The 23,183-nt window shown below is 34.2% G+C and carries 24 protein-coding genes; 23 read left to right on the top strand and 1 reads right to left on the bottom strand.

The features are described 5' to 3' along the window. Nucleotides 1–11 precede the first annotated feature (11 nt). Complete coding sequence (ftsY, locus tag BN349_RS10875) at nucleotides 12–992, top strand: signal recognition particle-docking protein FtsY (protein ID WP_019242339.1); 981 nt, start codon at nucleotides 12–14, stop codon at nucleotides 990–992. A 215-nt stretch (nucleotides 993–1,207) separates the two neighbouring features. Here ftsY and BN349_RS26355 read toward each other — a convergent pair whose 3' ends face one another. Beyond that, entirely contained in the window at nucleotides 1,208–1,318 is a 111-nt protein-coding gene (locus BN349_RS26355; RefSeq protein ID WP_232423549.1) for a zinc ribbon domain-containing protein, read from the bottom strand. 648 nt (nucleotides 1,319–1,966) lie between these two features. Here BN349_RS26355 and BN349_RS10865 point away from each other — a divergent pair. The 22 genes from BN349_RS10865 (at nucleotide 1,967) to codY (ending at nucleotide 22,984) form a co-directional block, all read left to right on the top strand. Continuing rightward, nucleotides 1,967–2,302, top strand: a complete 336-nt coding sequence (locus BN349_RS10865) for a putative DNA-binding protein (protein WP_019242337.1) — start codon at nucleotides 1,967–1,969, stop codon at nucleotides 2,300–2,302. A 12-nt stretch (nucleotides 2,303–2,314) separates the two neighbouring features. Next, on the top strand, nucleotides 2,315–3,655 hold the full coding sequence (gene ffh / locus BN349_RS10860; protein WP_019242336.1) for a signal recognition particle protein: 1,341 nt from the start codon (nucleotides 2,315–2,317) through the stop codon (nucleotides 3,653–3,655). Between the two features lie 97 nt (nucleotides 3,656–3,752). After that, nucleotides 3,753–4,025, top strand: a complete 273-nt coding sequence (gene rpsP, locus BN349_RS10855) for a 30S ribosomal protein S16 (RefSeq protein ID WP_019242335.1) — start codon at nucleotides 3,753–3,755, stop codon at nucleotides 4,023–4,025. A gap of 11 nt (nucleotides 4,026–4,036) precedes the next feature. Then, nucleotides 4,037–4,267, top strand: a complete 231-nt coding sequence (locus BN349_RS10850; RefSeq protein WP_026089275.1) for a KH domain-containing protein — start codon at nucleotides 4,037–4,039, stop codon at nucleotides 4,265–4,267. 299 nt (nucleotides 4,268–4,566) lie between these two features. Beyond that, the gene (locus tag BN349_RS10845; protein ID WP_019242333.1) at nucleotides 4,567–4,953 is read left to right on the top strand and encodes a YlqD family protein; all 387 of its coding nucleotides are present in this window, start codon (nucleotides 4,567–4,569) and stop codon (nucleotides 4,951–4,953) included. Between the two features lie 11 nt (nucleotides 4,954–4,964). Then, on the top strand, nucleotides 4,965–5,483 hold the full coding sequence (rimM, locus tag BN349_RS10840; RefSeq protein ID WP_019242332.1) for a ribosome maturation factor RimM: 519 nt from the start codon (nucleotides 4,965–4,967) through the stop codon (nucleotides 5,481–5,483). Next, nucleotides 5,480–6,220 (top strand): tRNA (guanosine(37)-N1)-methyltransferase TrmD, encoded by a 741-nt coding sequence (gene trmD, locus BN349_RS10835; RefSeq protein ID WP_019242331.1) that lies wholly within the window; start codon nucleotides 5,480–5,482, stop codon nucleotides 6,218–6,220. Before rimM ends, trmD begins: the two co-directional genes overlap by 4 nt. A gap of 133 nt (nucleotides 6,221–6,353) precedes the next feature. After that, nucleotides 6,354–6,698 carry a 50S ribosomal protein L19 gene (gene rplS, locus BN349_RS10830; RefSeq protein WP_019242330.1) on the top strand — a complete coding sequence of 115 codons (345 nt, stop codon included), beginning with the start codon at nucleotides 6,354–6,356 and terminating at the stop codon, nucleotides 6,696–6,698. Nucleotides 6,699–6,923: 225 nt separating this feature from the next. After that, nucleotides 6,924–7,478 (top strand): signal peptidase I, encoded by a 555-nt coding sequence (gene lepB / locus BN349_RS10825; RefSeq protein WP_019242329.1) that lies wholly within the window; start codon nucleotides 6,924–6,926, stop codon nucleotides 7,476–7,478. Between the two features lie 15 nt (nucleotides 7,479–7,493). After that, a complete protein-coding gene (ylqF, locus tag BN349_RS10820; RefSeq protein ID WP_019242328.1) occupies nucleotides 7,494–8,363 on the top strand; it encodes a ribosome biogenesis GTPase YlqF in 870 nt (289 codons plus the stop codon). A gap of 242 nt (nucleotides 8,364–8,605) precedes the next feature. Beyond that, nucleotides 8,606–9,379 (top strand): ribonuclease HII, encoded by a 774-nt coding sequence (locus tag BN349_RS10815; RefSeq protein ID WP_019242327.1) that lies wholly within the window; start codon nucleotides 8,606–8,608, stop codon nucleotides 9,377–9,379. Nucleotides 9,380–9,403: 24 nt separating this feature from the next. Continuing rightward, the gene (locus BN349_RS24900; RefSeq protein WP_019242326.1) at nucleotides 9,404–11,431 is read left to right on the top strand and encodes a hypothetical protein; all 2,028 of its coding nucleotides are present in this window, start codon (nucleotides 9,404–9,406) and stop codon (nucleotides 11,429–11,431) included. Then, a complete protein-coding gene (locus BN349_RS10805) occupies nucleotides 11,428–11,712 on the top strand; it encodes an EscU/YscU/HrcU family type III secretion system export apparatus switch protein (RefSeq protein WP_019242325.1) in 285 nt (94 codons plus the stop codon). The genes BN349_RS24900 and BN349_RS10805 overlap by 4 nt, the downstream gene beginning before the upstream one ends. A 194-nt stretch (nucleotides 11,713–11,906) precedes the next feature. After that, nucleotides 11,907–13,067 (top strand): ADP-forming succinate--CoA ligase subunit beta, encoded by a 1,161-nt coding sequence (sucC, locus tag BN349_RS10800; RefSeq protein WP_019242324.1) that lies wholly within the window; start codon nucleotides 11,907–11,909, stop codon nucleotides 13,065–13,067. Nucleotides 13,068–13,085: 18 nt separating this feature from the next. Continuing rightward, nucleotides 13,086–13,988: a succinate--CoA ligase subunit alpha gene (gene sucD / locus BN349_RS10795; protein ID WP_019242323.1), complete on the top strand. Its 903-nt coding sequence runs from the start codon at nucleotides 13,086–13,088 to the stop codon at nucleotides 13,986–13,988. 169 nt (nucleotides 13,989–14,157) lie between these two features. Beyond that, on the top strand, nucleotides 14,158–15,033 hold the full coding sequence (dprA, locus tag BN349_RS10790; protein ID WP_019242322.1) for a DNA-processing protein DprA: 876 nt from the start codon (nucleotides 14,158–14,160) through the stop codon (nucleotides 15,031–15,033). 487 nt (nucleotides 15,034–15,520) lie between these two features. Next, nucleotides 15,521–17,596, top strand: coding sequence for a type I DNA topoisomerase (gene topA, locus BN349_RS10785; RefSeq protein WP_019242321.1), 2,076 nt, complete (start codon nucleotides 15,521–15,523; stop codon nucleotides 17,594–17,596). 215 nt (nucleotides 17,597–17,811) lie between these two features. Next, entirely contained in the window at nucleotides 17,812–19,116 is a 1,305-nt protein-coding gene (gene trmFO, locus BN349_RS10780; RefSeq protein ID WP_019242320.1) for an FADH(2)-oxidizing methylenetetrahydrofolate--tRNA-(uracil(54)-C(5))-methyltransferase TrmFO, read from the top strand. A 65-nt stretch (nucleotides 19,117–19,181) separates the two neighbouring features. After that, entirely contained in the window at nucleotides 19,182–20,078 is an 897-nt protein-coding gene (gene xerC / locus BN349_RS10775; RefSeq protein WP_019242319.1) for a tyrosine recombinase XerC, read from the top strand. A gap of 26 nt (nucleotides 20,079–20,104) precedes the next feature. Beyond that, nucleotides 20,105–20,647, top strand: a complete 543-nt coding sequence (hslV, locus tag BN349_RS10770) for an ATP-dependent protease subunit HslV (RefSeq protein ID WP_019242318.1) — start codon at nucleotides 20,105–20,107, stop codon at nucleotides 20,645–20,647. Between the two features lie 19 nt (nucleotides 20,648–20,666). Continuing rightward, a complete protein-coding gene (gene hslU, locus BN349_RS10765) occupies nucleotides 20,667–22,076 on the top strand; it encodes an HslU--HslV peptidase ATPase subunit (RefSeq protein ID WP_019242317.1) in 1,410 nt (469 codons plus the stop codon). Between the two features lie 128 nt (nucleotides 22,077–22,204). Continuing rightward, nucleotides 22,205–22,984, top strand: a complete 780-nt coding sequence (codY, locus tag BN349_RS10760; protein ID WP_019242316.1) for a GTP-sensing pleiotropic transcriptional regulator CodY — start codon at nucleotides 22,205–22,207, stop codon at nucleotides 22,982–22,984. The last annotated feature ends 199 nt before the right edge of the window (nucleotides 22,985–23,183 follow it).

The raw sequence follows: 23,183 nt of genomic DNA, 5'->3' as shown, positions 1-23,183 counted from the left end.
GAAGTGAATATATGAGTTTCTTTAAAAAATTAAAAGAAAAATTCACGGCAACAACGGATCAAGCTAGTGAAAAGTTTAAGAAAGGCCTTACAAAAACAAGGGATTCATTTGCTGGTAAAGTGAATGATTTAGTAGCACGATATCGCAAAGTAGATGAGGATTTTTTCGAAGAACTTGAAGAAATTTTAATTACAGCAGATGTTGGCTTTGATACAGTAATGACTTTAATTGACGAATTAAAATTAGAAGTAAAGCGTAGAAATATTCAAGATCCTCAAGAAGTACAAGCTGTTATTTCTGAAAAGCTTGTAGATATTTATCGTAAAGGTGATGAAGATGATCCAGCTATTTCAATACAAAAAGATTTAACTGTTATTTTATTTGTGGGAGTAAACGGTGTTGGAAAAACGACTACCATTGGTAAATTAGCTCATAAATATAAGAGTGAAGGAAAAAATGTATTATTGGCAGCTGGAGATACTTTCCGTGCAGGTGCAATTGAACAGCTGGAGGTATGGGGAGAGCGTGTAGGTGTTAATGTTGTGAAACAAACTGCAGGTTCTGACCCTGCTGCTGTAATGTTTGATGCAGTTCAAGCTGCGAAATCACGTAATGTAGATGTTTTATTATGTGACACAGCTGGCCGACTACAAAACAAAGTGAATTTAATGAAAGAGCTTGAAAAAGTTAAAAAAGTGATCGAGAGAGAAGTTCCAGGTGCTCCACACGAGGTTATACTAGTTCTGGACGCAACTACGGGTCAAAATGCCTTAGTACAAGCTAAGATGTTTAAGGAAGCTACTAACGTAACTGGAATTGTATTAACGAAGCTAGATGGTACAGCTAAAGGTGGTATTGTGTTAGCGATTCGAAATGAATTAGGGATTCCTGTTAAGTTCGTTGGTTTAGGAGAAAAAATGGACGATTTGCAAGAATTCGATGCAGAAAAATATGTGTACGGATTATTTGCAGATTTAGTTGAAAAAGAATAAAATGCCAAAAAAGCGTCTAAAAATGGGTTTATACTCATTTTTAGACGCTTTTGGTTTATAAGGTTTGGGAACTTCGAAGGGGAAATTAAAGAATTCATAATACTATTTCCAGCGATCTAACTTTGTCATTTTTCTTGTGAAAAGTTTGGAAATGAATTTTGGAAACCCAGTTTGAGACATCTTTTATTCAACGAGTTGCTTCATTTCTGGTAAAGTTATGTTTGGTAAACAAATTCTTCATTTGTATAACAGTGACTACAATATCTTACGCTTTTTGTTCCAGCTTTTTCTTTACCACATTTTTTTCTGTTTTTAGAAAAAGGCATACCACAGCTTTGACAATTTTTATATTTCACTAGGATCACCTACAACGGTATATTATGAGAAGTTACAACATTACTTTTGGTAGACTTTATGTATAGAACATTCTTTATTTTTATAACACAAGCTATACAACTCTGATTATATGTGAAGTATTGTATTATTTCGAAAATGGTATGATTATACGTTCCTGTTAAAGATGGTTTTTGCATAGTTTGTTGCTAATGAACAAGTGGCGAATTTCAGATGAATTAAATTCTTTAGGATGTTTATCTGCCCATTGCTCTCGCAGGATCTTTGCTCCATATACATCTCATCAATCTTTTTATGCTAATTGTATTCACTGAACTTATTGTTAAAAATTGAAATGTAAATTTGTCAACCTACTGGGATAAAAAGCGAGACTGATAAGGTTTCCTACTGGAGGTACGAATGAGGAGAAAGGGAGCTTACCTACTTGAATTTATGAAAAATGAACGCTACCACAGTGTATTTTTTAGAATGAAAACGATTAATGAGACAGCACTTTTAAAACAAAAAAAGTATATTTGCAAAAGACTTTTACTTTGTCAAGAAATTCTCTTGACATCTGTATCTGTACCTTGTACACTATGGATTGTAAAGGTGTTTTACTTAACATGGGGGGTAGCACTATGACGCTTGAAAAAACGACTAGAATGAATTACTTATATGATTTTTATCAGTCGTTATTAACTGAAAAACAAAAAAGCTACATGGCGCTATATTACTTAGATGATTTCTCCCTTGGTGAAATTGCCGAAGAATATCATGTTAGTCGACAAGCAGTTTATGATAACATTAAAAGAACAGAAGCAATGCTTGAGGAATACGAAGCAAAGCTTTTATTACTTGAAAAGTTTCAAAAGCGAAGTATCCTACTTGAAAAGCTAACTGAAGAAGTGAAGGCTTCTTCTCTAGACACAAATAAAATGCTTGAAATGATTGCTGAGCTCGAGAAATTAGATTAGGAGGCGGCATGTATGGCATTTGAAGGATTAGCCGATCGACTGCAAGGAACGCTCCAGAAGATTCGAGGCAAAGGAAAGGTTAACGAAACAGATGTAAAAGAGATGATGAGAGACGTAAAACTCGCTCTTTTAGAAGCAGACGTTAACTTTAAGGTTGTTAGAGAATTTGTTAAGCGAGTTAGTGAACGAGCAGTAGGTCAAGAAGTTCTAAAAAGCTTAACCCCTGGCCAACAGGTTATTAAGGTTGTTAAAGAAGAATTAACAGACTTAATGGGAGGAGAACAAAGTAAGATTGCTGTTGCAAAGAGACCTCCTACTGTTATTTTAATGGTAGGTTTACAAGGTGCTGGTAAAACAACAACTACTGGTAAGCTTGCTAATCTTCTTCGAAAAAAATATAATCGTAACCCGTTATTAGTTGCGGCTGATATTTATCGTCCAGCGGCTATTAAGCAGTTACAAACACTTGGTAAACAATTGGATATGCCTGTATTTTCACTAGGTGATCAAGTAAGTCCAGTGGAAATAGCAAAACAAGCTATTGCTAAAGCGAAAGAAGATCATAATGACTATGTTTTAATTGATACAGCAGGTCGACTTCATATCGATGAAGAACTAATGACTGAGCTTAAAGATATTAAAGAGTTAGCACAGCCAGATGAAATCTTTTTAGTTGTGGATAGTATGACTGGACAAAGTGCTGTGGATGTAGCCTCAAGCTTTAATGAGCAGCTTGGTCTTACAGGTGTTGTTTTAACAAAGCTTGACGGGGATACCCGAGGTGGAGCTGCACTATCAATTCGCTCCGTTACCAATACACCAATTAAATTTGTTGGTATGGGTGAAAAATTAGATGCATTAGAAGTTTTCCATCCGGAAAGAATGGCTTCTAGAATCCTCGGAATGGGTGATGTTCTTTCTTTAATTGAGAAAGCACAAGCAAATGTTGATGAAGCGAAGGCAAAAGAGCTAGAGCAGAAATTCAGAACTCAATCATTTACCCTTGATGATTTTCTTGAACAATTAGGCCAAGTACGCAATATGGGACCTTTAGATGACCTTCTAAAAATGCTTCCTGGAGCAAACAAAATGAAGGGTTTAAACAATCTCAAAATTGATGAAAAGCAAATTGGACATGTTGAAGCAATTATTCAATCTATGACACCAAAAGAAAAAACAAACCCAGAAATCATTAATGCGAGTCGTCGAAAAAGAATTGCAAAAGGTAGTGGTACGTCTATTCAAGAAGTAAACCGCCTGTTGAAGCAATTTGATGACATGAAGAAGATGATGAAACAAATGACAGGTATGCAAAAAGGTAAGAAAAAAGGGTTTAAACTCCCTTTTATGTAAGGTTTTTAGTACTGTTAAGAAAAAAACCTTTACAAACTATAAATAACTTTGATAATATATTATCTTGTTGAAACTAATCGGAAGAGGTGCTTTAAAAATGGCAGTTAAAATTCGTTTAAAACGTATGGGAGCAAAAAAATCTCCTTTCTATCGTATTGTAGTAGCAGATTCTCGTTCACCACGTGATGGTCGTTACATCGAGGTTGTAGGAACTTACAATCCAGTAGCTCAACCAGCTAAAGTAGAAATCAATGAAGAGCTTGCTCTTAAATGGTTACAAGATGGAGCTAAACCATCTGATACAGTTCGTAACTTATTATCTAACCAAGGTATTATGGAAAAATTCCACAATGCTAAGCACAGCAAATAATACGAATAATGATGACTTCACTCATCAAAACTATTGTAACGTCACTTGTGGATCATCCAGAAGCTGTTTCAATTAAATCAGAAGAAGATGAAAACCGAATTACTTATTACTTGTCTGTTCATGAAGAAGACATGGGGAAAGTAATTGGTAAACAAGGACGCGTAGCTAAGGCGATTCGAACTGTAATATATGCAGCAGGGTCAACGCAGCAAAAGAAAATCTATCTTGAGATTTCCGAATAGGAGGGCTAAAACCCTCCTTTTTTGGTATGATAAAATAAAGAAAAGTAATAAATACTTATGGCAAAAGAACTTTACAGATCTATCATGTACGAGCTGATGATAGTTGTATTTAACAATTATACTAATGTAAGTTTCTATAAGGATGAGGAGCCTTGTTGATAGTGTGGAAGACTTTTGAAATAGATTTAAGCATACTTGTTCATTTGAAGAACAACTCGGAAGAATTAAGTTTTTCTGTAGATAAGTGTGTTTTATACATAATGGAATGATAAAGTTAGGTTCTATTAGGAGGGGATGAAATGAGGATTCTTCAAACAATTAATGTAAAGCAAGTTTTAACTGTTACCAGCAAGAATCAGCTCCTCGAAAAATATGTCAATCAAAAAAATCAAATGCAAAAAGAAATAGATCAGTTAAAGTTTGAATTGAAAAAGTTTGAAAAAACTAAAAAAAATCAACCGATTAGTTTAAAAGCGCATTTTGAAAAAGAAATAACGAATCGTTCGGAAAAAATTAAGCTAATTGATTATAAAATAGAACAACTTAATATTCTTCCTATTGGTAGTGAATTAAAGGAACGTGAAATTCAGGCGTTTGTTGATGTCGAAGTGGGATCTAATTGGGAGGAATTAACAAAAACGAAAACAATAATTGTTACGGATGGAATTGTAACAGAAATACGTTAGAGGTGTAAATTGTGGAAAAATGGTTTAATGTAGGCAAAATTGTTAATACACATGGAGTACAGGGTGAAGTCAGAGTCATTTCGAAAACGGATTTTGCTGACGAAAGATACAAAATAGGAAATACATTATTTTTATTCCAAGAAGGTCAAGTAAGTCCATTAGAATTAAAGATTACTTCACATCGAAAGCATAAAAATTTTGATCTCTTAAAATTTGAAGGATTTTATAATATTAATCAAGTAGAGCCATTTAAAGGAAGCGTTTTAAAGGTGCCGGAATCACAACTGGCTGAATTAGAAGAAAATGAATATTATTTCCATGAAATTATTGGTTGTGAGGTATCTACAGTAGAGGGTGAAGTTATTGGTACTGTTAAAGAGATTTTAACTCCAGGTGCTAATGATGTGTGGGTGATTCAAGCCAAAAAAGGAAAAGACATTTTAATTCCTTATATCGATGAGATTGTTAAAGAAATTCATGTTCCTACTAAAAAAATTATTATCGATCCAATGGAAGGGTTATTAGAATGAAAATAGATGTACTATCATTGTTTCCAGAAATGTTTACTGGGGTGTTTGGGTCCTCAATCTTAAAGAAGGCCGAAGAAAAAGGGGCAGCAAGCTATAATGTCGTTAATTTCCGTGATTTTGCTGATAATAAACATCATACAGTAGATGATTACCCTTATGGGGGTGGTGCAGGTATGGTGTTAAAGGCACAGCCAATTTTTGACGCTGTTGCACATTTACAAGCTTCAAATTCTACCGAAAAACAACGCGTGATTCTTTTATGTCCTCAAGGAGAAAGGTATACACAGAAAAAAGCAGAAGAGTTGGCTCAAGAAGAGCATCTTATCTTTGTTTGTGGACATTATGAAGGTTATGATGAGAGAATTCGTGAACATATTGTAACGGATGAAATATCTCTGGGAGACTATGTACTTACTGGAGGAGAGTTAGGGGCAATGGTTATCATTGATAGCGTTGTTCGTCTTTTACCAGGTGTACTTGGAAATGAAGACTCTCCAGTAAAAGATTCTTATTCTTCTGGTTTACTGGAACACCCTCATTATACAAGACCATATGATTTTAGAGGAATGAAAGTACCTGATACTTTAATGTCAGGAAATCACAAAAAAATCGAAGAGTGGCGTATGAAGGAAAGTTTAAGAAGAACTTGGAATCGAAGAAGAGACCTTTTAGAAAATATCGAGCTCTCAGACCAAGAAAAAAAGTGGCTGGAAGAAATTAAAAATACAGATGAATAGTTGCATTAGCAATCCTTATATGTTAAGATAATTTTTGTGGCTTGGGAAGAAATTGACCAAGTTACTTATAACGGTGTTCCGCTGTAAGTATATATAAGACTTGCAAGAGCGTCTGTGGGAGGAGTTGAAAACGATGCAACAATTAATTCATGAAATCACTAAAGAACAATTACGCACAGATCTTCCATCTTTCCGTCCTGGTGACACAGTACGTGTACACGTTAAGGTTGTAGAGGGAACTCGTGAGCGTATTCAGATCTTTGAAGGTGTAGTTATTAAGCGTCGTGGTGGTGGAATTAGCGAAACATTTACAGTACGTAAGATTTCTTACGGTGTAGGTGTTGAACGTACATTCCCTGTACACACACCAAAAATTGCAAACCTTGAAGTAGTTCGTCGCGGTAAAGTCCGTCGTGCGAAACTTTACTACCTACGTAGTCTTCGTGGTAAAGCGGCTCGTATTAAAGAGATCCGCTAATTTTTCCAAGCAAATAGCTTAGCTACATTTGTAGGAAATAAATGAATGCAAAGAACAAAGAGGCTGCCAAAAAGTTATTTTTGAGCAGCCTCTTTTAATCAGTTCGGAATTTTTACCAACGTATCGTTTGTTGTATGAATACATAAGTATTATACTAATTTATATTGTTCTAATTATGAAGACCTTGTTTAATAAAGAAAATATACTTATGGGCTGGTGAGGATTATGACGAAAAAGAAAAGCGAGCTTTGGGAATGGACAAAGGCCCTACTAATTGCTGTAGGTCTTGCAGTAGTGATCCGCTATTTTTTATTAGCACCTATTGTAGTAGACGGATATTCCATGATGCCCACTTTACATGATAAAGATCGTATGATTGTTAATAAAATTGGTTACACATTAGGTGATCCGGATCGATTTGACATCGTTGTTTTTCATGCACCAGAGAAGAAAGACTATATAAAGCGTATAATTGGTCTTCCTGGTGATACGATAGAGTATAAAGATGATACACTTTATGTTAATGGAAAAGCACAGAAGGAACCATATTTAGATGAGTATAAATCACAGGTTTTTGATGGTCCATTAACAGAAGATTTTACACTTAAGGATATTCCTGGTGGAAAAGAAAAAGTTCCAGAAGGATATTTATTTGTAATGGGAGACAATAGACGTTCTTCTAAAGACTCAAGACATATTGGGTTTGTTTCAGAAGATAAAGTGTTAGGAAAAACGAGCATTGTTTATTGGCCTTTTAAAGATATAAGAATCGTAAAATAAGAAAGGTGGATACCAGTGACAATTCAATGGTTTCCAGGCCATATGGCCAAAGCGAGAAGAGAAGTTACTGAGAAATTAAAGTTAGTTGATATTATTTATGAACTTGTTGATGCAAGACTTCCTCTTTCTTCGCGTAATCCAATGATAGATGAAATTATTCAACATAAACCAAGACTAATATTACTTAATAAAGCAGATATGGCTGATCCGCAAAAAACAGCTCAATGGCTACAATATTTTGCGTCTAATGATATGACGGCTCTTGCTATTAATTCACAAGCTGGAAATGGTTTATCGCAAATTACAAGTGTGTCTAAAGAGCTTCTAAAAGAAAAACTAGATCGCTTGAAATCGAAGGGTGTCAAGCCGCGTGCTATTCGTGCTATGATTGTTGGGATTCCAAATGTAGGAAAATCTACATTTATCAATCGACTAGCAAAGAAAAACATCGCTAAAACAGGTAATATGCCTGGTGTGACTAAATCACAGCAATGGATTAAGGTTGGAAAAGAATTAGAACTTCTAGATACTCCAGGTATCTTATGGCCTAAATTTGAAGATCAAGAGATTGGTCAAAGATTAGCTGTTACTGGAGCTATAAAAGATACATTATTGAATCAGCAGGATTTAGCTGTATATGCTTTACGATTTTTGGAGCTAGAATATCCGCAAGCCTTAAAGGAAAGATATCAACTAGATGTGATTCCAGAGGATATTGTAGAATTGTTCGATGCAATCGGTAAAAACCGCCGTATTTTAGCAGGTGGCGGAATGATTGATTATGATAAGACTGCAGAAATGATTATTCGTGAACTGCGTTCAGAGAAGTTAGGACGAATTACTCTTGAATTGCCGCCAAAGGATATTGAAGAGCTAGAGCAATAAAATAAAAGAAACGGACTTTTAAAAAATAGGCTCTGCATTGTATGAACACTTCTGAGTTCATTTCATTTTGAATGAAACTTCAATATAGAGTATTTTCACTAATTTCAAGAGTATTCTTTAACTGGCAAATAGTATAAAATGAACTGTAAAGGGGCTGTCTAACAAAAGTAAAGCTTTTGAGACATCCTCTTTATTTTTTGTGTAAAAAGCCGATAAATGAATTAATAGAAGGTGTGAAAATAATGACGAAAATTACTAGTATAAAAGAAATTAAAGAACGATTACAAACTGTTACTGAACCTAACGATCCTTTCTTGAATAACTGTTTACTTGATGAAAGAAAAGGTGTAATAAAACTTGTAGAACAATGGAGAAAAGCCTACGAAAAGCAAGAAAGCTTAAAACAAAAGTGGAACGAGATGACCCTATATGAACAAAACCTTTATGTAGATGGCTATCACTTCATTGCAGGAGTTGATGAGGTAGGTAGAGGACCTCTTGCGGGCCCTGTAGTTGCAGCTGCCGTTATCCTTCCAAAAGACTTTGTCCTACTTGGTTTAGATGATTCGAAAAAAATAAATGAAAAAAAGCGTAATGAGTATTATCAGCAAATAAAAGATGGTGCATTAGCAGTTGGAATAGGAATTATGCATCATGATGTAATTGATGAAATTAATATATATGAAGCTACTAAAAAGGCAATGCTAGAGGCCATTAACAATTTGAATGTGGATCCAGATTATGTCTTAATAGATGCTATGAAATTACCTTTATCTGTACCACAACAGTCAATTATTAAAGGTGATGCTAAAAGTGTATCTATATCTGCAGCTTCAATTATAGCTAAGGTTACTCGAGATACAATGATGTATAAATATGATGAACAATATCCGCAATATGGATTTAAAAATAATATGGGCTATGGCACTAAGGAGCATCTAGAAGCCTTAAAGAAATATGGTCCTACACCTTGGCATAGATTAAGTTTTGCTCCAGTTAAAGAGTTATCACGATGAAATGAATAAGGAAGTGATAAACAAATGCAGGCAACAAGTATCGTCCAAAATCTAATTCCACAACAGCATAATAGTCAAAATGTTACATTGAACAATGGGCAAATGGTATATGGAAAAGTTAATAAAATTTACAGTAATCAAACTGCTGAAATAAGTATTGGTCAATCAAAAGTAATGGCTAAGTTAGATGCACCAATAAAAGTTGGTGAACGTTATTGGTTTCAAGTACAAAATACGTCGGATATTACCGCTCTAAAAGTACTTCAAAATAATGGTGGCTCTGAGAATCTTAAAGAAATGTCTCAACAGTTATTACAGCATCTATCTTTATCTCAAACAAAAGAAAGTTTAGCGTTGGCTCAATTCTATGTGAAAAATCAGATTCCGATAACGAAAGATCAGTTTGTTCAAGCCTTACAAATCATAAGCTCGTCGGACGATTTAAGTCAATCAATAAAAATATTGCAGACGATAAATAGTTTATCATTGCCAGTCACGAAAGAAGTTTTTCAATCACTTTCCGCGTTTGAAAATAATGTTACATTGCAATCCTTATTTAAGGATATTTTACAAAACTTGAATTCTAGTAAGAGTGTATCGGAAGCATCATTAAAATCTGTACTAATACACCTTCTGTCAACAAACTTAGATAAAATGGCTGAGAGAGGATTGCAAAAAATTGTTGCGGCATGGTTATCATCGGAAGGGCAAATAAAAAATCAATTGTTTAAAGTGCTTCAGAACGTAGGACTTTTTTCTGAACAAACCAACCAAAACAAAGTATTTACACAAGCGCTACATTTATTGGAGAACAATAATATAATTGTTCGAAATTCGAGTTTAGAAAATTCTATTCAACTACTAAATGAATTATTAAGAAATAGTGGTCAATCTAGTATGTATTTAAAAAATGCAGGAAATACAAATGATAAATTCCAAGAAAATATTCTAAATTTGGCGAAGCTTATAAATGAGAAAGTGCAAACTGTATCAAATAATAGTACTGAAAAACCGATGTGGAAACAACTACTTCAAGAAATTGTTTCCCTTCAAGTGAAAAAGAACGAAAATATACACCAAAATAATGTAAATGTTACTGGGACGGCACAATCAATTGCAGTTAAATCTGGCGATAAGATCCCTATATTTAATGCTATTATGAATATGACGAAACATATATTGTCCTTTTTAAATACAAGAAATAATGATTTTCTTCAAGCTAAATCTATGCTTGAACTATTTTCTTTAGCTGGGGATCAATCTGGTAATTATGAAGTAGCTAGAAATAATATTGGAAATATGCTTATGCAAAAAATAGAAAGTCATCAACCAAAGAATTATCTGACCTTTGATAATAAACTCTTACAAGGGTTACTACAAGAAGAAGTAGCTGCATTACATATTCCTCAAGCAAACATTTTTTCTAACGAAATGAAAAGTGCTATACGTTTAATGGGATTAGGATTAGAGAATCATATGGCAAATCTTGATCAAGGAACGGTCATTGAGGAAAATGAACTGCTAAATCTAAAACCACTGCTCTTAAAATTTCTTAACGAAAATCAAAATCACGTGGCTAGAGAGTCTGCAGAGCAGCTATTGCATAAAATCACAGCCCAACAGATGCTCTCACAATCTTCTGGTCCACTTCAACATATTATGCTAAGCTTCCCACTTTCATATCATCGTTTTCATACTGAGGCAACGATGCACTTTAGTGGAAGGAAGAAAAATGAAGGAGAAATCGATCCATCCTTTTGTAGAGTGTTATTTTATTTACAGCTAGATCACATTAATGAAACTGTAATTGATATGGTTGTTCAGAATAAAATTATGAAAATAAATATTATAAATGAAAAAGCAAATTTATTGAAAACACTTGCGAGTCCTTTGGTATCCGAGGTAAAAGAGAAATTAGAAGAGGTTGGATATCAATTGTCAGCTATTACTTTTGAGCCACCTAAATCATTAGGACCGATAGCAATGAATTTGGAAAGAAATAAAAAAATTTATGAAACAACACCATACAATGGAGTAGATATTAAAATATGATGAAAAAAAGAAAAGAAGCCGTTGTTTTAAAATATGACCGTGAGAAAGATTCTGCACCAAAGATAGTTGGACAAGGTAAAGGGAGAATTGCTGATGAAATATTGGAAATAGCTAAAGCGAACAATGTGCCTATTCAGGAAGATCCTTCACTTACAGAGCTATTATCAAAGCTAAATATTAATGAATCTATTCCATCGGAACTTTATGAAGCTGTCGCAGAAATTTTTGTATTGATTTATAAATTAGATAGAGAAGCGGCAAAAAACGATAAGTACAAATAGTATTTTAGGCGAAATAATTCTATTTTAATAACATATTTTTCTATAGTTTTACATAAAAATGCTAGACAAGTATTTTGACATTATATACAATGAAAGCGCAAGCTACTTAAAAATTGAATAATGATTCATTTTCTTTTTGTTTAAAAATTTTGAATTATTTGTCGAAAAAAGAAGTTATGACAGGAGGATGGAAGATGAATATTCACGAGTACCAAGGGAAAGAGGTCCTTAGAAAATATGGAGTAGCAGTTCCAAATGGAAAAGTGGCATTTTCTGTAGAAGAGGCTGTTGAAGCTGCTAAAGAATTAGGGACAGAAGTTTGTGTAGTGAAAGCGCAAATCCATGCTGGTGGTAGAGGAAAAGCAGGAGGAGTTAAAGTAGCTAAAAATCTTGATGAAGTACGTACATATGCTGAAGAGATTTTAGGGAAAACGCTCGTAACACATCAAACTGGACCAGAAGGTAAAGAAGTAAAGCGTTTACTCATTGAAGAAGGCTGTGACATAAAGAAAGAATACTATATCGGTCTAGTATTAGATCGTGCAACTTCGAGAGTAGTGTTAATGGCATCTGAAGAAGGTGGAACGGAAATCGAAGAAGTAGCAGCAAAGACTCCTGAAAAAATCTTTAAAGAAGTGATTGACCCTGTAGTAGGATTATCAGGCTATCAAGCTAGAAGAATAGCCTTTAATATTAATATTCCAAATGCTTTAATAGGCCAAGCTGTGAAATTTATGATGGGCTTGTATACGGCATTTGTTGAGAAAGATTGTTCTATCGCTGAAATCAACCCTTTAGTTGTTACTGGAGATGGAAAAGTAATGGCGTTAGACGCAAAATTAAATTTTGATAGTAATGCATTATTTAGAAATAAAGATATCATAGGTTATCGAGACCTAGAAGAAGAGGATGCAAAAGAAATTGAAGCATCAAAATATGATTTAAGCTATATCGCTTTAGACGGTAATATTGGCTGTATGGTTAATGGAGCTGGTTTAGCGATGGCGACAATGGATATTATTAAACATTATAATGGTGACCCAGCGAACTTCCTTGATGTTGGGGGCGGTGCAACTGCTGAGAAGGTAACAGAAGCATTCAAAATTATTCTTTCTGATCCAAAAGTAAAAGGGATTTTTGTAAATATTTTTGGTGGAATTATGAAGTGCGATGTAATTGCTGAGGGTGTAGTTGAAGCTGCTAAACAAGTAGGGCTTTCAGTACCTTTAGTTGTTCGTTTAGAAGGAACAAATGTTGAATTAGGTAAAGAAATTTTGAAAAATTCTGGTATTGATATTACTGCAGCTGAGTCAATGGCAGATGGAGCTCAAAAAATCGTTGCATTAGTAGGATAATAGCTAGGGGGGAGAAAAATGAGCGTATTTATTAATAAAGATACAAAAGTAATTGTACAAGGAATTACAGGGTCAACAGCCCTTTTTCATACGAAACAAATGCTTGAATATGGTACACAAATTGTTGCAGGTACTAGTCCAGGTAAAGGCGGTTCTGAAGTAGAAGGTGTGCCTGTATTTAATACAGTAAAAGAAGCTGTAGAAGCAACAGGAGCAAATGCTTCAGTTATTTATGTTCCTGCTCCATTTGCAGCAGATGCAATTTTAGAAGCTGTTGATGCAGAGCTCGATTTAGCTATTTGTATTACGGAACATATTCCAGTGTTAGATATGGTAAAAGTAAAGCGTTTTATGGAAGGAAAGAAAACACGTTTAGTGGGACCAAACTGTCCAGGAGTAATTACACCAGGTGAATGTAAAATTGGTATTATGCCAGGATATATTCATACAAAAGGACATGTTGGTGTAGTTTCTCGTTCTGGTACTTTAACTTACGAAGCGGTTCATCAATTAAGTCAAGCTGGAATAGGTCAATCAACAGCGGTTGGTATCGGTGGAGATCCGGTAAATGGAACGAACTTTATTGATGTTCTTAAAGCATTTAATGAGGATCCAGAAACATACGCTGTAATTATGATTGGTGAAATTGGTGGAACAGCTGAAGAAGAGGCGGCAGAATGGGTTAAAGCAAACATGACAAAACCAGTAGTTGGTTTTATTGGTGGTAGAACAGCTCCAGCTGGTAAACGTATGGGCCATGCTGGTGCAATCATATCAGGTGGTAAAGGAACAGCTGACGAAAAAATCCGTGTAATGAATGAATGTGGTATTAAAGTAGCAGAAACTCCTTCGGTTATGGGAGAAACACTTATTTCAGTCATAAAAGAAAAAGGGATTTATGATTCTTGTAAAACACATTAATAGCGATTTTCCTTCCAATGCGAAGGGTTAATACGTTTGTATTTAACTAAACACTCTTTCCAAAAGACTAGAAAGCATATCCATTTGTAGCTGGATTATAGTTTAGCTAGATCATTTGGTTATGCTTCTTTTAGAAGGGGTGTATAGTATTTTTTAAGGAGGAAAACAATTGCAGGAATTTCGAGAAAAGTTATTATTGATCCATCATTGTCGAGGAATCGGATGGAAATCTATTTTTTTAATTCTTCAAAATGATCCCCACCTTCAAACCCTCAAGAAAAAATCTCTAAAAGATTGGCAAAAAACTCTACATCCATTAAATCCCCAACAAATCCAATTATTTTATCATGATCTTCACTCTATTAATATAGATAAAAAAAGTGAACAATATGTAGAAAATAGTATAGATTATTTGACAATTTTTGACGATGGTTATCCACAACGATTGAAAAATATGTACAATCCTCCTTGGATTATATATATGAAGGGGAATAAGAAACTATTAAACAATCAAAAAATGCTCGCTGTTGTGGGAGCAAGGAAATTTTCTGATTATAGTATTGAAGCACTCGATTTGATATTACCTCAGCTTATAAAGAAAGGCTATGTGATTGTAAGTGGTCTTGCATTAGGTGTTGATGCATTAGCTCATAAATTGGCGATAAGTCACCTTGGTTCCACAATTGGAGTTCTTGGTGGAGGTTTATTTAAACTATATCCAAAAGAAAATATCGCACTTGCATTAAAGATGATGAATGAGCAATTAGTGCTTTCTGAGGCCCATCCAGCGCTTGCGGCTGAGCCGTGGATGTTTCCTCAAAGAAATAGAATCATTAGCGGTTTAAGTGATGGTGTGTTGATTGTTGAAGCTACTAGAAGAAGCGGTTCTTTAATTACGGCTTATCATGCTCTCGAACAAGGAAAAGAGGTATTTTGTATTCCAGGGAATATTGCTAATCCGCTATCAGAGGGAACGAATACCTTAATCCAAGAAGGGGCTAAGTTAGTTCAATCATATAAAGATATTGACCAAGAATTTTTATAAAAAAGTAAGGAAAATAAGAAATAAAACGGCTAGAACGGCTAGAATGATAATTATTATTGATACAATGAAAAGTATAAGTAGCTTGAGGAAAAGAATCCAAATGATTTTTGTGAGATGAAAAATATGAAAAATGTAAGAAAAATGTAAGGATAATTTTCAAAATAGGTTGAAATATTTTTTAATATAGGATAAATTGGGCATCAAGTATATTATTATTTTTCATATATTTAAAATAGTTTTAAATCATCAATACCGTTCTTGTTTTAGATTTCTGAATAATCTACAAATAAAAAAATCCTTGAGAAATAAACCGATGTAACTGTGAATACGTTTTCATCGCTTTATATTCAATAGATCTGTTTATGGAAGGAAAAATAACAAAATTTAGAATATAAATAATCATTGAAAATAACATTGAGATTGACAAACCATTTTTGTTTGATTAATAATAGTGAAGATTTATAAATACCTCTAAGGAGGATTTTGCATGTCAGAATATCTTGTCATAGTAGAATCACCAGCTAAGGCGAAAACGATTGAAAAGTACCTTGGCAAAAAATATAAAGTTAAAGCGTCCATGGGGCATGTAATAGATTTACCTAAAAGCCAAATGGGTGTTGATATAGAACATAATTTTGAACCGAAGTATATTACGATTCGTGGAAAAGGTCCTGTATTAAAAGAAATAAAAGCAGCCGCTAAAAAAGCGAAAAAAGTTTATCTAGCAGCTGACCCTGATAGGGAAGGGGAAGCAATTGCTTGGCATTTAGCTAAGACGTTGAATTTAGATGAAGATTCAAAGTGTCGAGTTGTATTTAATGAAATTACCAAGGATGCTATTAAAGAATCTTTTAAAAATCCTCGTCAAGTTAATATGAATCTCGTAGATGCTCAGCAAGCTCGACGTATTCTTGATCGCTTAGTTGGGTATAATATTAGTCCGCTTTTATGGAAAAAAGTAAAAAAAGGATTAAGTGCTGGTAGAGTACAGTCCGTTGCAGTCCGCTTAATCATTGAAAGAGAGAAAGAGATTCAAAAATTTGTACCAGAAGAGTATTGGACAATTGGATCAGAATTTATTAAGGGAAAAGATGGCTTTAGCGGATCTTTTTATAGTTTTAAAGGGCAAAAGCAAGAATTACACTCTGAAGAAGACGTAAACAGTATAGTTAAGAATATCAAGGAAAATGAATTTACTGTTGTCGGTGTAACGAAAAAAGAAAGAAAAAGAAATGCAGCACTTCCGTTTACAACTTCTTCCCTACAACAGGAAGCTGCAAGAAAATTGAACTTTAGAGCCAAAAAGACGATGATGCTAGCTCAACAGTTATATGAAGGTATCGAACTTGGTAAAGAAGGAACTGTCGGCTTAATTACATACATGAGAACAGATTCTACAAGAATTTCTGATGTAGCGTTAAGTGAATGTACTCAATATATTGAAGAACAGTATGGGAAAGAGTATGTGAATCTTGAAAAGAGAAAAGTGAAAAATCAAGGGAAAACGCAAGATGCGCATGAGGCAGTTAGACCAACGAGTACAGTAAAGGATCCTAGTTCTGTTAAAGAGTACCTATCAAGAGATCAATTTAGATTATATAAGCTAATTTGGGAGCGTTTTGTATCGAGTCAGATGGCACCAGCTATTTTGGATACAATGAGCGTTGATCTTGAAAATAATGATGTGATATTTAGAGCAAGTGGCTCAAAGGTTAAATTTCCTGGTTTTATGAAAGTCTATGTTGAAGGTACAGATGATAATGTCGAAGAGAAAGATCACCTTCTACCAGATTTAAATGAAGGCGATAAAGTCTTTTCGAAAGATATTGAGCCTAAGCAACATTTTACTCAGCCTCCTCCAAGATATACGGAAGCAAGGCTTGTTAAAACGCTTGAAGAACTAGGGATAGGAAGACCGTCTACTTATGCGCCAACTCTTGATACGATTCAAAAAAGAGGCTATGTATCATTAGACAATAAAAGATTTGTTCCTACAGAGCTTGGAAATATTGTATGTGAACTAATAATGGAGTTTTTCCCGGATATTATAGATGTAGAGTTTACAGCTAAAATGGAAGAGGAATTCGATAATATTGAAGTGGGCGATGTAGAATGGAGAAAAGTTATTAACGACTTTTATGGCGATTTCGAAGTCCATTTGAAAAAAGCAGAAGCTGAAATGGAAAAGATTGAAATTAAAGATGAGCCAGCAGGAGAAGATTGTGAAGAGTGCGGGCACCCGATGGTCTTTAAAATGGGCCGCTATGGGAAATTTATGGCATGTAGTAATTTCCCAGAATGTAGAAATACTAAGCCGATTGTAAAAGAAATTGGTGTAAAATGCCCTAAATGTGAAAAAGGGGAAATTATAGAAAGAAAAAGCAAAAAAAGAAGAATTTTCTACGGATGTAATTTATATCCTGATTGTGATTTTATTTCTTGGGATAAGCCAATTGCTCGTAAATGCCCGAAATGTAGCGGTTTATTAGTAGAGAAGAAGCTTAAAAAAGGCGTTCAAGTCCAATGTGTAGATTGTGATTATAAAGAAGGTCAACAACAGTAGGTGATTTTCACCTACTTTTTTCTTGGGAACATTCAAATTTGTGTGAAATGTATATGGACAAATTGAGAACATTAAGGATATAATTGCTATCGGTTAAGAGTGTTATGTTTGAAATTGACTAGAAAAACTTGTCTTTGTATGAGTTTTTGAGATAAGCAATTGTAGCATCGTTCATGATCCATACTTATTATTTCTTCATTCGGAGGTTTTTAATTATGACAGATATAACTGTAAATGTAATTGGTGCTGGACTTGCTGGAAGTGAGGCGGCTTGGCAGCTTGCAAATAGAGGTGTAAAAGTAAAGTTGTTTGAAATGAGACCTGTTAAAATGACACCTGCTCATCATACAAGTCAATTTGCTGAACTTGTATGTAGTAACTCATTGAGAGCTAATACACTTACTAATGCTGTCGGAGTTTTAAAAGAAGAAATGAGACATTTAAATTCTCTTATTATGAATGCAGCAGATGAAAGTTCAGTACCTGCTGGTGGAGCTCTTGCTGTTGATCGTCATGAGTTTGCTGGGAAAATCACTGAAACACTAAAAAATCACGAGAATGTTACGATCGTGAATGAAGAAGTGACAGAGATACCAGAAGGATTAACGATTATTGCGAGTGGGCCTTTAACAAGCCCTGAGCTATCTAAAAAAATTAAAGAGCTAACTGGTGAAGAACATTTGTATTTTTACGATGCAGCAGCTCCTATTATTGAAAAAGATAGCATTGATTTTGGCAAAGTTTATGTGAAATCTAGATATGATAAAGGGGAAGCGGCATATGTAAATTGCCCAATGAATGAAGAAGAATTCAATCGCTTTTATGAGGCTCTTATTTCTGGTGAAACAGTTCCATTAAAAGAATTTGAAAAAGAAATTTTCTTTGAAGGCTGTATGCCGATAGAAGTAATGGCGTCTAGAGGAAAGAAAACCATGTTATTTGGACCGTTAAAGCCAGTAGGACTTGAAGATCCAAAAACAGGTAAAAGACCATTTGCAGTTGTACAATTGCGACAAGACGATGCTGCAGGAACGCTATATAATATTGTTGGTTTTCAAACACACTTGAAATGGGGAGCACAAAAGGAAGTTATTAAATTAATTCCAGGTCTGGAGAATGCAGAGATTGTTAGATATGGTGTTATGCATAGAAATACATTTATTAACTCACCTAAAGTGTTAAAGGCTACGTACCAATTACAAGCTAACTCTAACCTGTTTTTTGCTGGTCAGATGACTGGTGTTGAAGGCTATGTAGAGTCTGCTGCTTCCGGATTAATAGCTGGAATAAATGCTGCTCGAATAGCCCACGGCGAAGAACCGCTTGAGTTTCCTGAGGAAACAGCAATAGGTAGTATGGCTAAATATATTACTACAGCAAACTCAAAAAATTTCCAACCAATGAATGCGAATTTCGGTTTATTTCCTGAGTTATCAGAAAAAATCAGAGGGAAAAAAGAACGAAATGAAATGCATGCTAAACGAGCACTAGAAACAATTCAGAACTTTGTGAAAAATTAGTGTTATTCATTGCAAGGGCTATCTAAGTATGATAATATTTAGTAGCCCTTGTGAGGTGTTAATATATGCAAACTAATGATGAAATTGTTTGTTCTTTCTTACAATATCTACAGTTGGAAAAGAACTATTCTGATTATACTGTTGAATACTATCAAATTGATATTGATGAGTTTTATATGTTCATGATTGAACAAAGTATTAAAGGCTTACATACTGTAACATATTTTGATGCGCGACTTTATTTAACTAAGCTATATGAAAGAAATTTAGCCAAAAAATCCATCGCTAGAAAAACTTCAAGTTTAAGAAGCTTCTATAAGTGGTTAATGAGAGAGAAAATGGTAACTGATAATCCTTTTGCTCTCGTTTCTTTACCTAAAAAGGAGCAAAAGCTTCCACAATTTTTATACGAGAAAGAAATAACAGCCTTGTTCAATTCAATAAAGGTTGATACTGCATTAGGTAAAAGAGATTTGGCGTTATTGGAAATCTTGTATGCTACTGGCATACGTGTGAGTGAGTGTTGTGGCTTAACGTTAAAGGATATTGATTTTTCTTTGGGGACGATTCTTGTTCATGGAAAAGGAAAAAAAGATCGATATGTACCTTTTGGGAAATATGCTGAAGAAGCTTTGCATATGTATATTAATGATGCAAGAAATGAGCTTTTAAAACATGTTAAACATGATTTTGTCTTTGTGAATTATCGTGGTGAGCCTATCACAACTAGAGGGATTAGGTATATTTTGACTCAATTGATTAATAATGCTTGTAGAGATGGACAATTACATCCTCATATGTTAAGACATAGCTTTGCAACGCATTTATTAAACAATGGTGCAGATTTACGATCCGTTCAGGAATTGTTAGGACACTCCAATATTTCTTCTACACAAATTTACACTCACGTGACGAAAGAACAGCTTCGCAAAGTTTATTTATCTTCACATCCACGAGCATAATGCTTGTTATGAAAGGAGAAAGTAGTATGGGAAACTTCCATGCAACAACAATTTTTGCCGTTCATCATAAAGGAAATTGTGCGATGTCAGGTGATGGGCAAGTAACAATGGGAAATGCAATCGTTATGAAACACACAGCTAGGAAAGTTAGAAGACTTTTTCGAGGAAAAGTTTTAGCTGGATTTGCTGGCTCAGTTGCTGATGCTTTCACATTATTTGAAATGTTTGAAGGTAAACTTGAAGAGTTTAATGGAAATCTTCAAAGAGCAGCTGTAGAATTAGCAAAACAGTGGCGCGGAGATAAAATGTTAAGACAGTTAGAAGCTATGCTAATTGTTATGGATAAAGAAAATATATTACTTGTTTCAGGTACTGGTGAAGTAATTGAACCAGATGATGGTATTTTAGCAATAGGATCTGGGGGAAGTTATGCACTAAGTGCAGGAAGAGCTCTTAAAAGGTATTCAGGAGATTCACTAACAGCTCGTGAAATTGCTGAGGCAGCTCTTCAAATTGCAGGAGAAATATGCGTTTATACTAACTCTAATATTATAATTGAAGAATTATAAAACGAGGAGGATGTTTAAAATGAAAGATAATCGTGCAAACCTTACTCCAAGGCAGATCGTAGAAAAATTAAATCAATATATTGTTGGACAAAATGATGCTAAAAGAGCAGTAGCAATCGCTCTTCGAAATAGATATCGCAGAAGCTTACTTCAAGAAGGAATTCGTGATGAAGTCGTTCCAAAAAACATTCTTATGATTGGACCGACTGGTGTGGGTAAAACAGAAATTGCTCGTAGAATAGCTAAATTAGTAAATGCACCATTTATTAAGGTAGAGGCTACAAAATTTACTGAAGTAGGCTATGTCGGGCGTGATGTTGAATCGATGGTAAGAGATTTAACGGAAACATCCATTAGAATTGTTAAAGAAGAAAAAATTCAAAGCGTTAAAGAAATTGCAGAACAAAATGCAAATAAAAGACTAGTGGATTTGCTCGTTCCCTCAAATAAGAAATCTACTTCATTTAAAAATCCACTAGAAATGTTCTTTGGTGGAAATACTAATGAAGAACAAGAAGATTCTTCTGCTAATGAAGAAGCTAGTCTAGCTGAAAAAAGAAGTGTTATTAAGAAAAAGCTAGCAGCAGGCGAACTTGAAGAAGAAATTGTGACTGTTGAAGTGGAAGAACAGCCACCATCTATGTTTGACATGCTTCAAGGATCTGGTATGGAACAGATGGGGATGAATATGCAGGATGCTTTTAGTTCCTTATTGCCAAAGAAACACAAAAAGAGAAAGCTACCCGTGTCTGAAGCTAGGAAGGTTTTAACAAATGAAGAAGCGGCTAAATTAATTGATATGGATGAAGTAACACAAGATGCTGTAACGAGAACAGAACAAACTGGTATTATCTTCATCGATGAAATTGATAAGATTGCTAGTAAATCCTCAGGTGGATCTTCTGCAGATGTTTCAAGGGAAGGTGTTCAACGTGACATACTCCCGATTGTTGAAGGTTCTACAGTTGTGACAAAGTATGGTCCAGTAAAGACTGATCATATTTTATTTATTGCAGCTGGTGCTTTCCACATGGCGAAACCATCAGATCTTATTCCGGAGCTTCAAGGTAGATTTCCGATTCGTGTAGAACTTCAAAAGCTTACTGTGGAAGACTTCCAACGTATTTTACATGAACCAGATCATGCGTTATTAAAACAATATATTGCTTTATTAGAAACTGAAGGTATACAAATAGAATTTTCAGACGATGCTATTCGTAAGATTGCTGAAGTAGCCTATGATGTTAACCAGAACACTGATAATATTGGTGCAAGAAGATTGCATACCATTTTAGAAAAATTGCTTGAAGATTTATCATTTGAAGCTCCTGATATTACGATGGAGAAAATTCAAATAACCCCTCAATATGTTGAAGGGAAATTGGGTACAATAGCAAAAAATAAAGATTTAAGTCACTTTATTTTATAATTTTATTTTAATGATTACTGAATAAATTTATTGAAATAAGACTAAAATAGCTATTTGAAAGTATTTGAAACAATATTCTTAAAACTTGACATAAAATTAAATATTGCACTATTAGGAGGAACAAATCCATGAATTTACTTGGAAAAACTAGAAAAATTAACGCTATGCTTCAAAGAGCAGCTGGTAAGCCAGTGAACTTTAAGGAGATGGCTGAAAGCTTAAGTGAAGTGATTGATTCTAATGTTTATGTTGTAAGCAGAAGAGGTAAACTTCTTGGTTTAGCAATCAACCAACAAATTGAAAACGAACGTATGAAAAAGATGTTCGAAGATCGTCAATTCCCAGAGAACTATACAAATAGTTTGTTTAACCTACAAGAAACATCTTCAAACTTGAGTGTGGAAAGTGAGTATACAGCTTTCCCAGTTGAGAACAAAGATTTATTTATGAATGGTTTAACGACAATCGTGCCAATTATCGGTGGTGGTGAAAGACTTGGAACATTAATTCTTGCTCGTTTAGAAGAAAAATTCCAAGATGATGATTTAATTCTAGCTGAGTATGGTGCGACAGTAGTAGGTATGGAAATTCTACGTGAAAAAGCGGAAGAAATCGAAGGAGAAGCGAGAAGTAAAGCAGTTGTTCAAATGGCGATTAGTTCGTTATCATATAGCGAATTAGAAGCTATTGAACATATTTTTGAAGAACTAAATGGTCATGAAGGATTATTAGTAGCTTCTAAAATAGCTGATCGAGTTGGAATTACTCGTTCAGTTATCGTAAATGCTTTACGTAAATTAGAAAGTGCTGGCGTAATTGAATCGCGCTCTCTAGGTATGAAAGGAACTTACATTAAAGTATTGAATAGTAAATTCTTAATGGAATTAGAAAAATTAAAGAATAATTAAATGAAAATGAAATGATATATAAAAAACCTCATCAAATTTGATGAGGTTTTTTTTGATTATTTATGATGCTATAGGCCTGTTATGAAGAAATTTCAATAATTAGCATTTATTGATCTGGATTTATAGAACTTTAGAACTATCTTTGTAAAATAAAATTATTTTAGAGATTAAAGATACATATATCATAATTATAAAAATT

The sequence above is a fragment of the Bacillus sp. AP8 genome (assembly GCF_000321185.1).
Classification (GTDB): domain Bacteria; phylum Bacillota; class Bacilli; order Bacillales; family DSM-1321; genus Bacillus_AD; species Bacillus_AD massilioanorexius.
This window is presented reverse-complemented; position numbering and strand designations above follow the sequence as displayed.

Coding starts and splice junctions, on each gene's coding strand:
- hslU (WP_019242317.1), top strand. CDS start 20,667: ATGAAAGATAATCGTGCAAACCTTACTCCAAGGCAGATCGTAGAAAAA.
- BN349_RS10845 (WP_019242333.1), top strand. CDS start 4,567: ATGAGGATTCTTCAAACAATTAATGTAAAGCAAGTTTTAACTGTTACC.
- sucD (WP_019242323.1), top strand. CDS start 13,086: ATGAGCGTATTTATTAATAAAGATACAAAAGTAATTGTACAAGGAATT.
- codY (WP_019242316.1), top strand. CDS start 22,205: ATGAATTTACTTGGAAAAACTAGAAAAATTAACGCTATGCTTCAAAGA.
- sucC (WP_019242324.1), top strand. CDS start 11,907: ATGAATATTCACGAGTACCAAGGGAAAGAGGTCCTTAGAAAATATGGA.
- BN349_RS24900 (WP_019242326.1), top strand. CDS start 9,404: ATGCAGGCAACAAGTATCGTCCAAAATCTAATTCCACAACAGCATAAT.
- BN349_RS10865 (WP_019242337.1), top strand. CDS start 1,967: ATGACGCTTGAAAAAACGACTAGAATGAATTACTTATATGATTTTTAT.
- BN349_RS10815 (WP_019242327.1), top strand. CDS start 8,606: ATGACGAAAATTACTAGTATAAAAGAAATTAAAGAACGATTACAAACT.
- topA (WP_019242321.1), top strand. CDS start 15,521: ATGTCAGAATATCTTGTCATAGTAGAATCACCAGCTAAGGCGAAAACG.
- trmFO (WP_019242320.1), top strand. CDS start 17,812: ATGACAGATATAACTGTAAATGTAATTGGTGCTGGACTTGCTGGAAGT.
- lepB (WP_019242329.1), top strand. CDS start 6,924: ATGACGAAAAAGAAAAGCGAGCTTTGGGAATGGACAAAGGCCCTACTA.
- xerC (WP_019242319.1), top strand. CDS start 19,182: ATGCAAACTAATGATGAAATTGTTTGTTCTTTCTTACAATATCTACAG.
- rpsP (WP_019242335.1), top strand. CDS start 3,753: ATGGCAGTTAAAATTCGTTTAAAACGTATGGGAGCAAAAAAATCTCCT.
- rplS (WP_019242330.1), top strand. CDS start 6,354: ATGCAACAATTAATTCATGAAATCACTAAAGAACAATTACGCACAGAT.
- ftsY (WP_019242339.1), top strand. CDS start 12: ATGAGTTTCTTTAAAAAATTAAAAGAAAAATTCACGGCAACAACGGAT.
- BN349_RS10805 (WP_019242325.1), top strand. CDS start 11,428: ATGATGAAAAAAAGAAAAGAAGCCGTTGTTTTAAAATATGACCGTGAG.
- BN349_RS10850 (WP_026089275.1), top strand. CDS start 4,037: ATGACTTCACTCATCAAAACTATTGTAACGTCACTTGTGGATCATCCA.
- trmD (WP_019242331.1), top strand. CDS start 5,480: ATGAAAATAGATGTACTATCATTGTTTCCAGAAATGTTTACTGGGGTG.
- ffh (WP_019242336.1), top strand. CDS start 2,315: ATGGCATTTGAAGGATTAGCCGATCGACTGCAAGGAACGCTCCAGAAG.
- hslV (WP_019242318.1), top strand. CDS start 20,105: ATGGGAAACTTCCATGCAACAACAATTTTTGCCGTTCATCATAAAGGA.
- BN349_RS26355 (WP_232423549.1), bottom strand. CDS start 1,318: ATGCCTTTTTCTAAAAACAGAAAAAAATGTGGTAAAGAAAAAGCTGGA.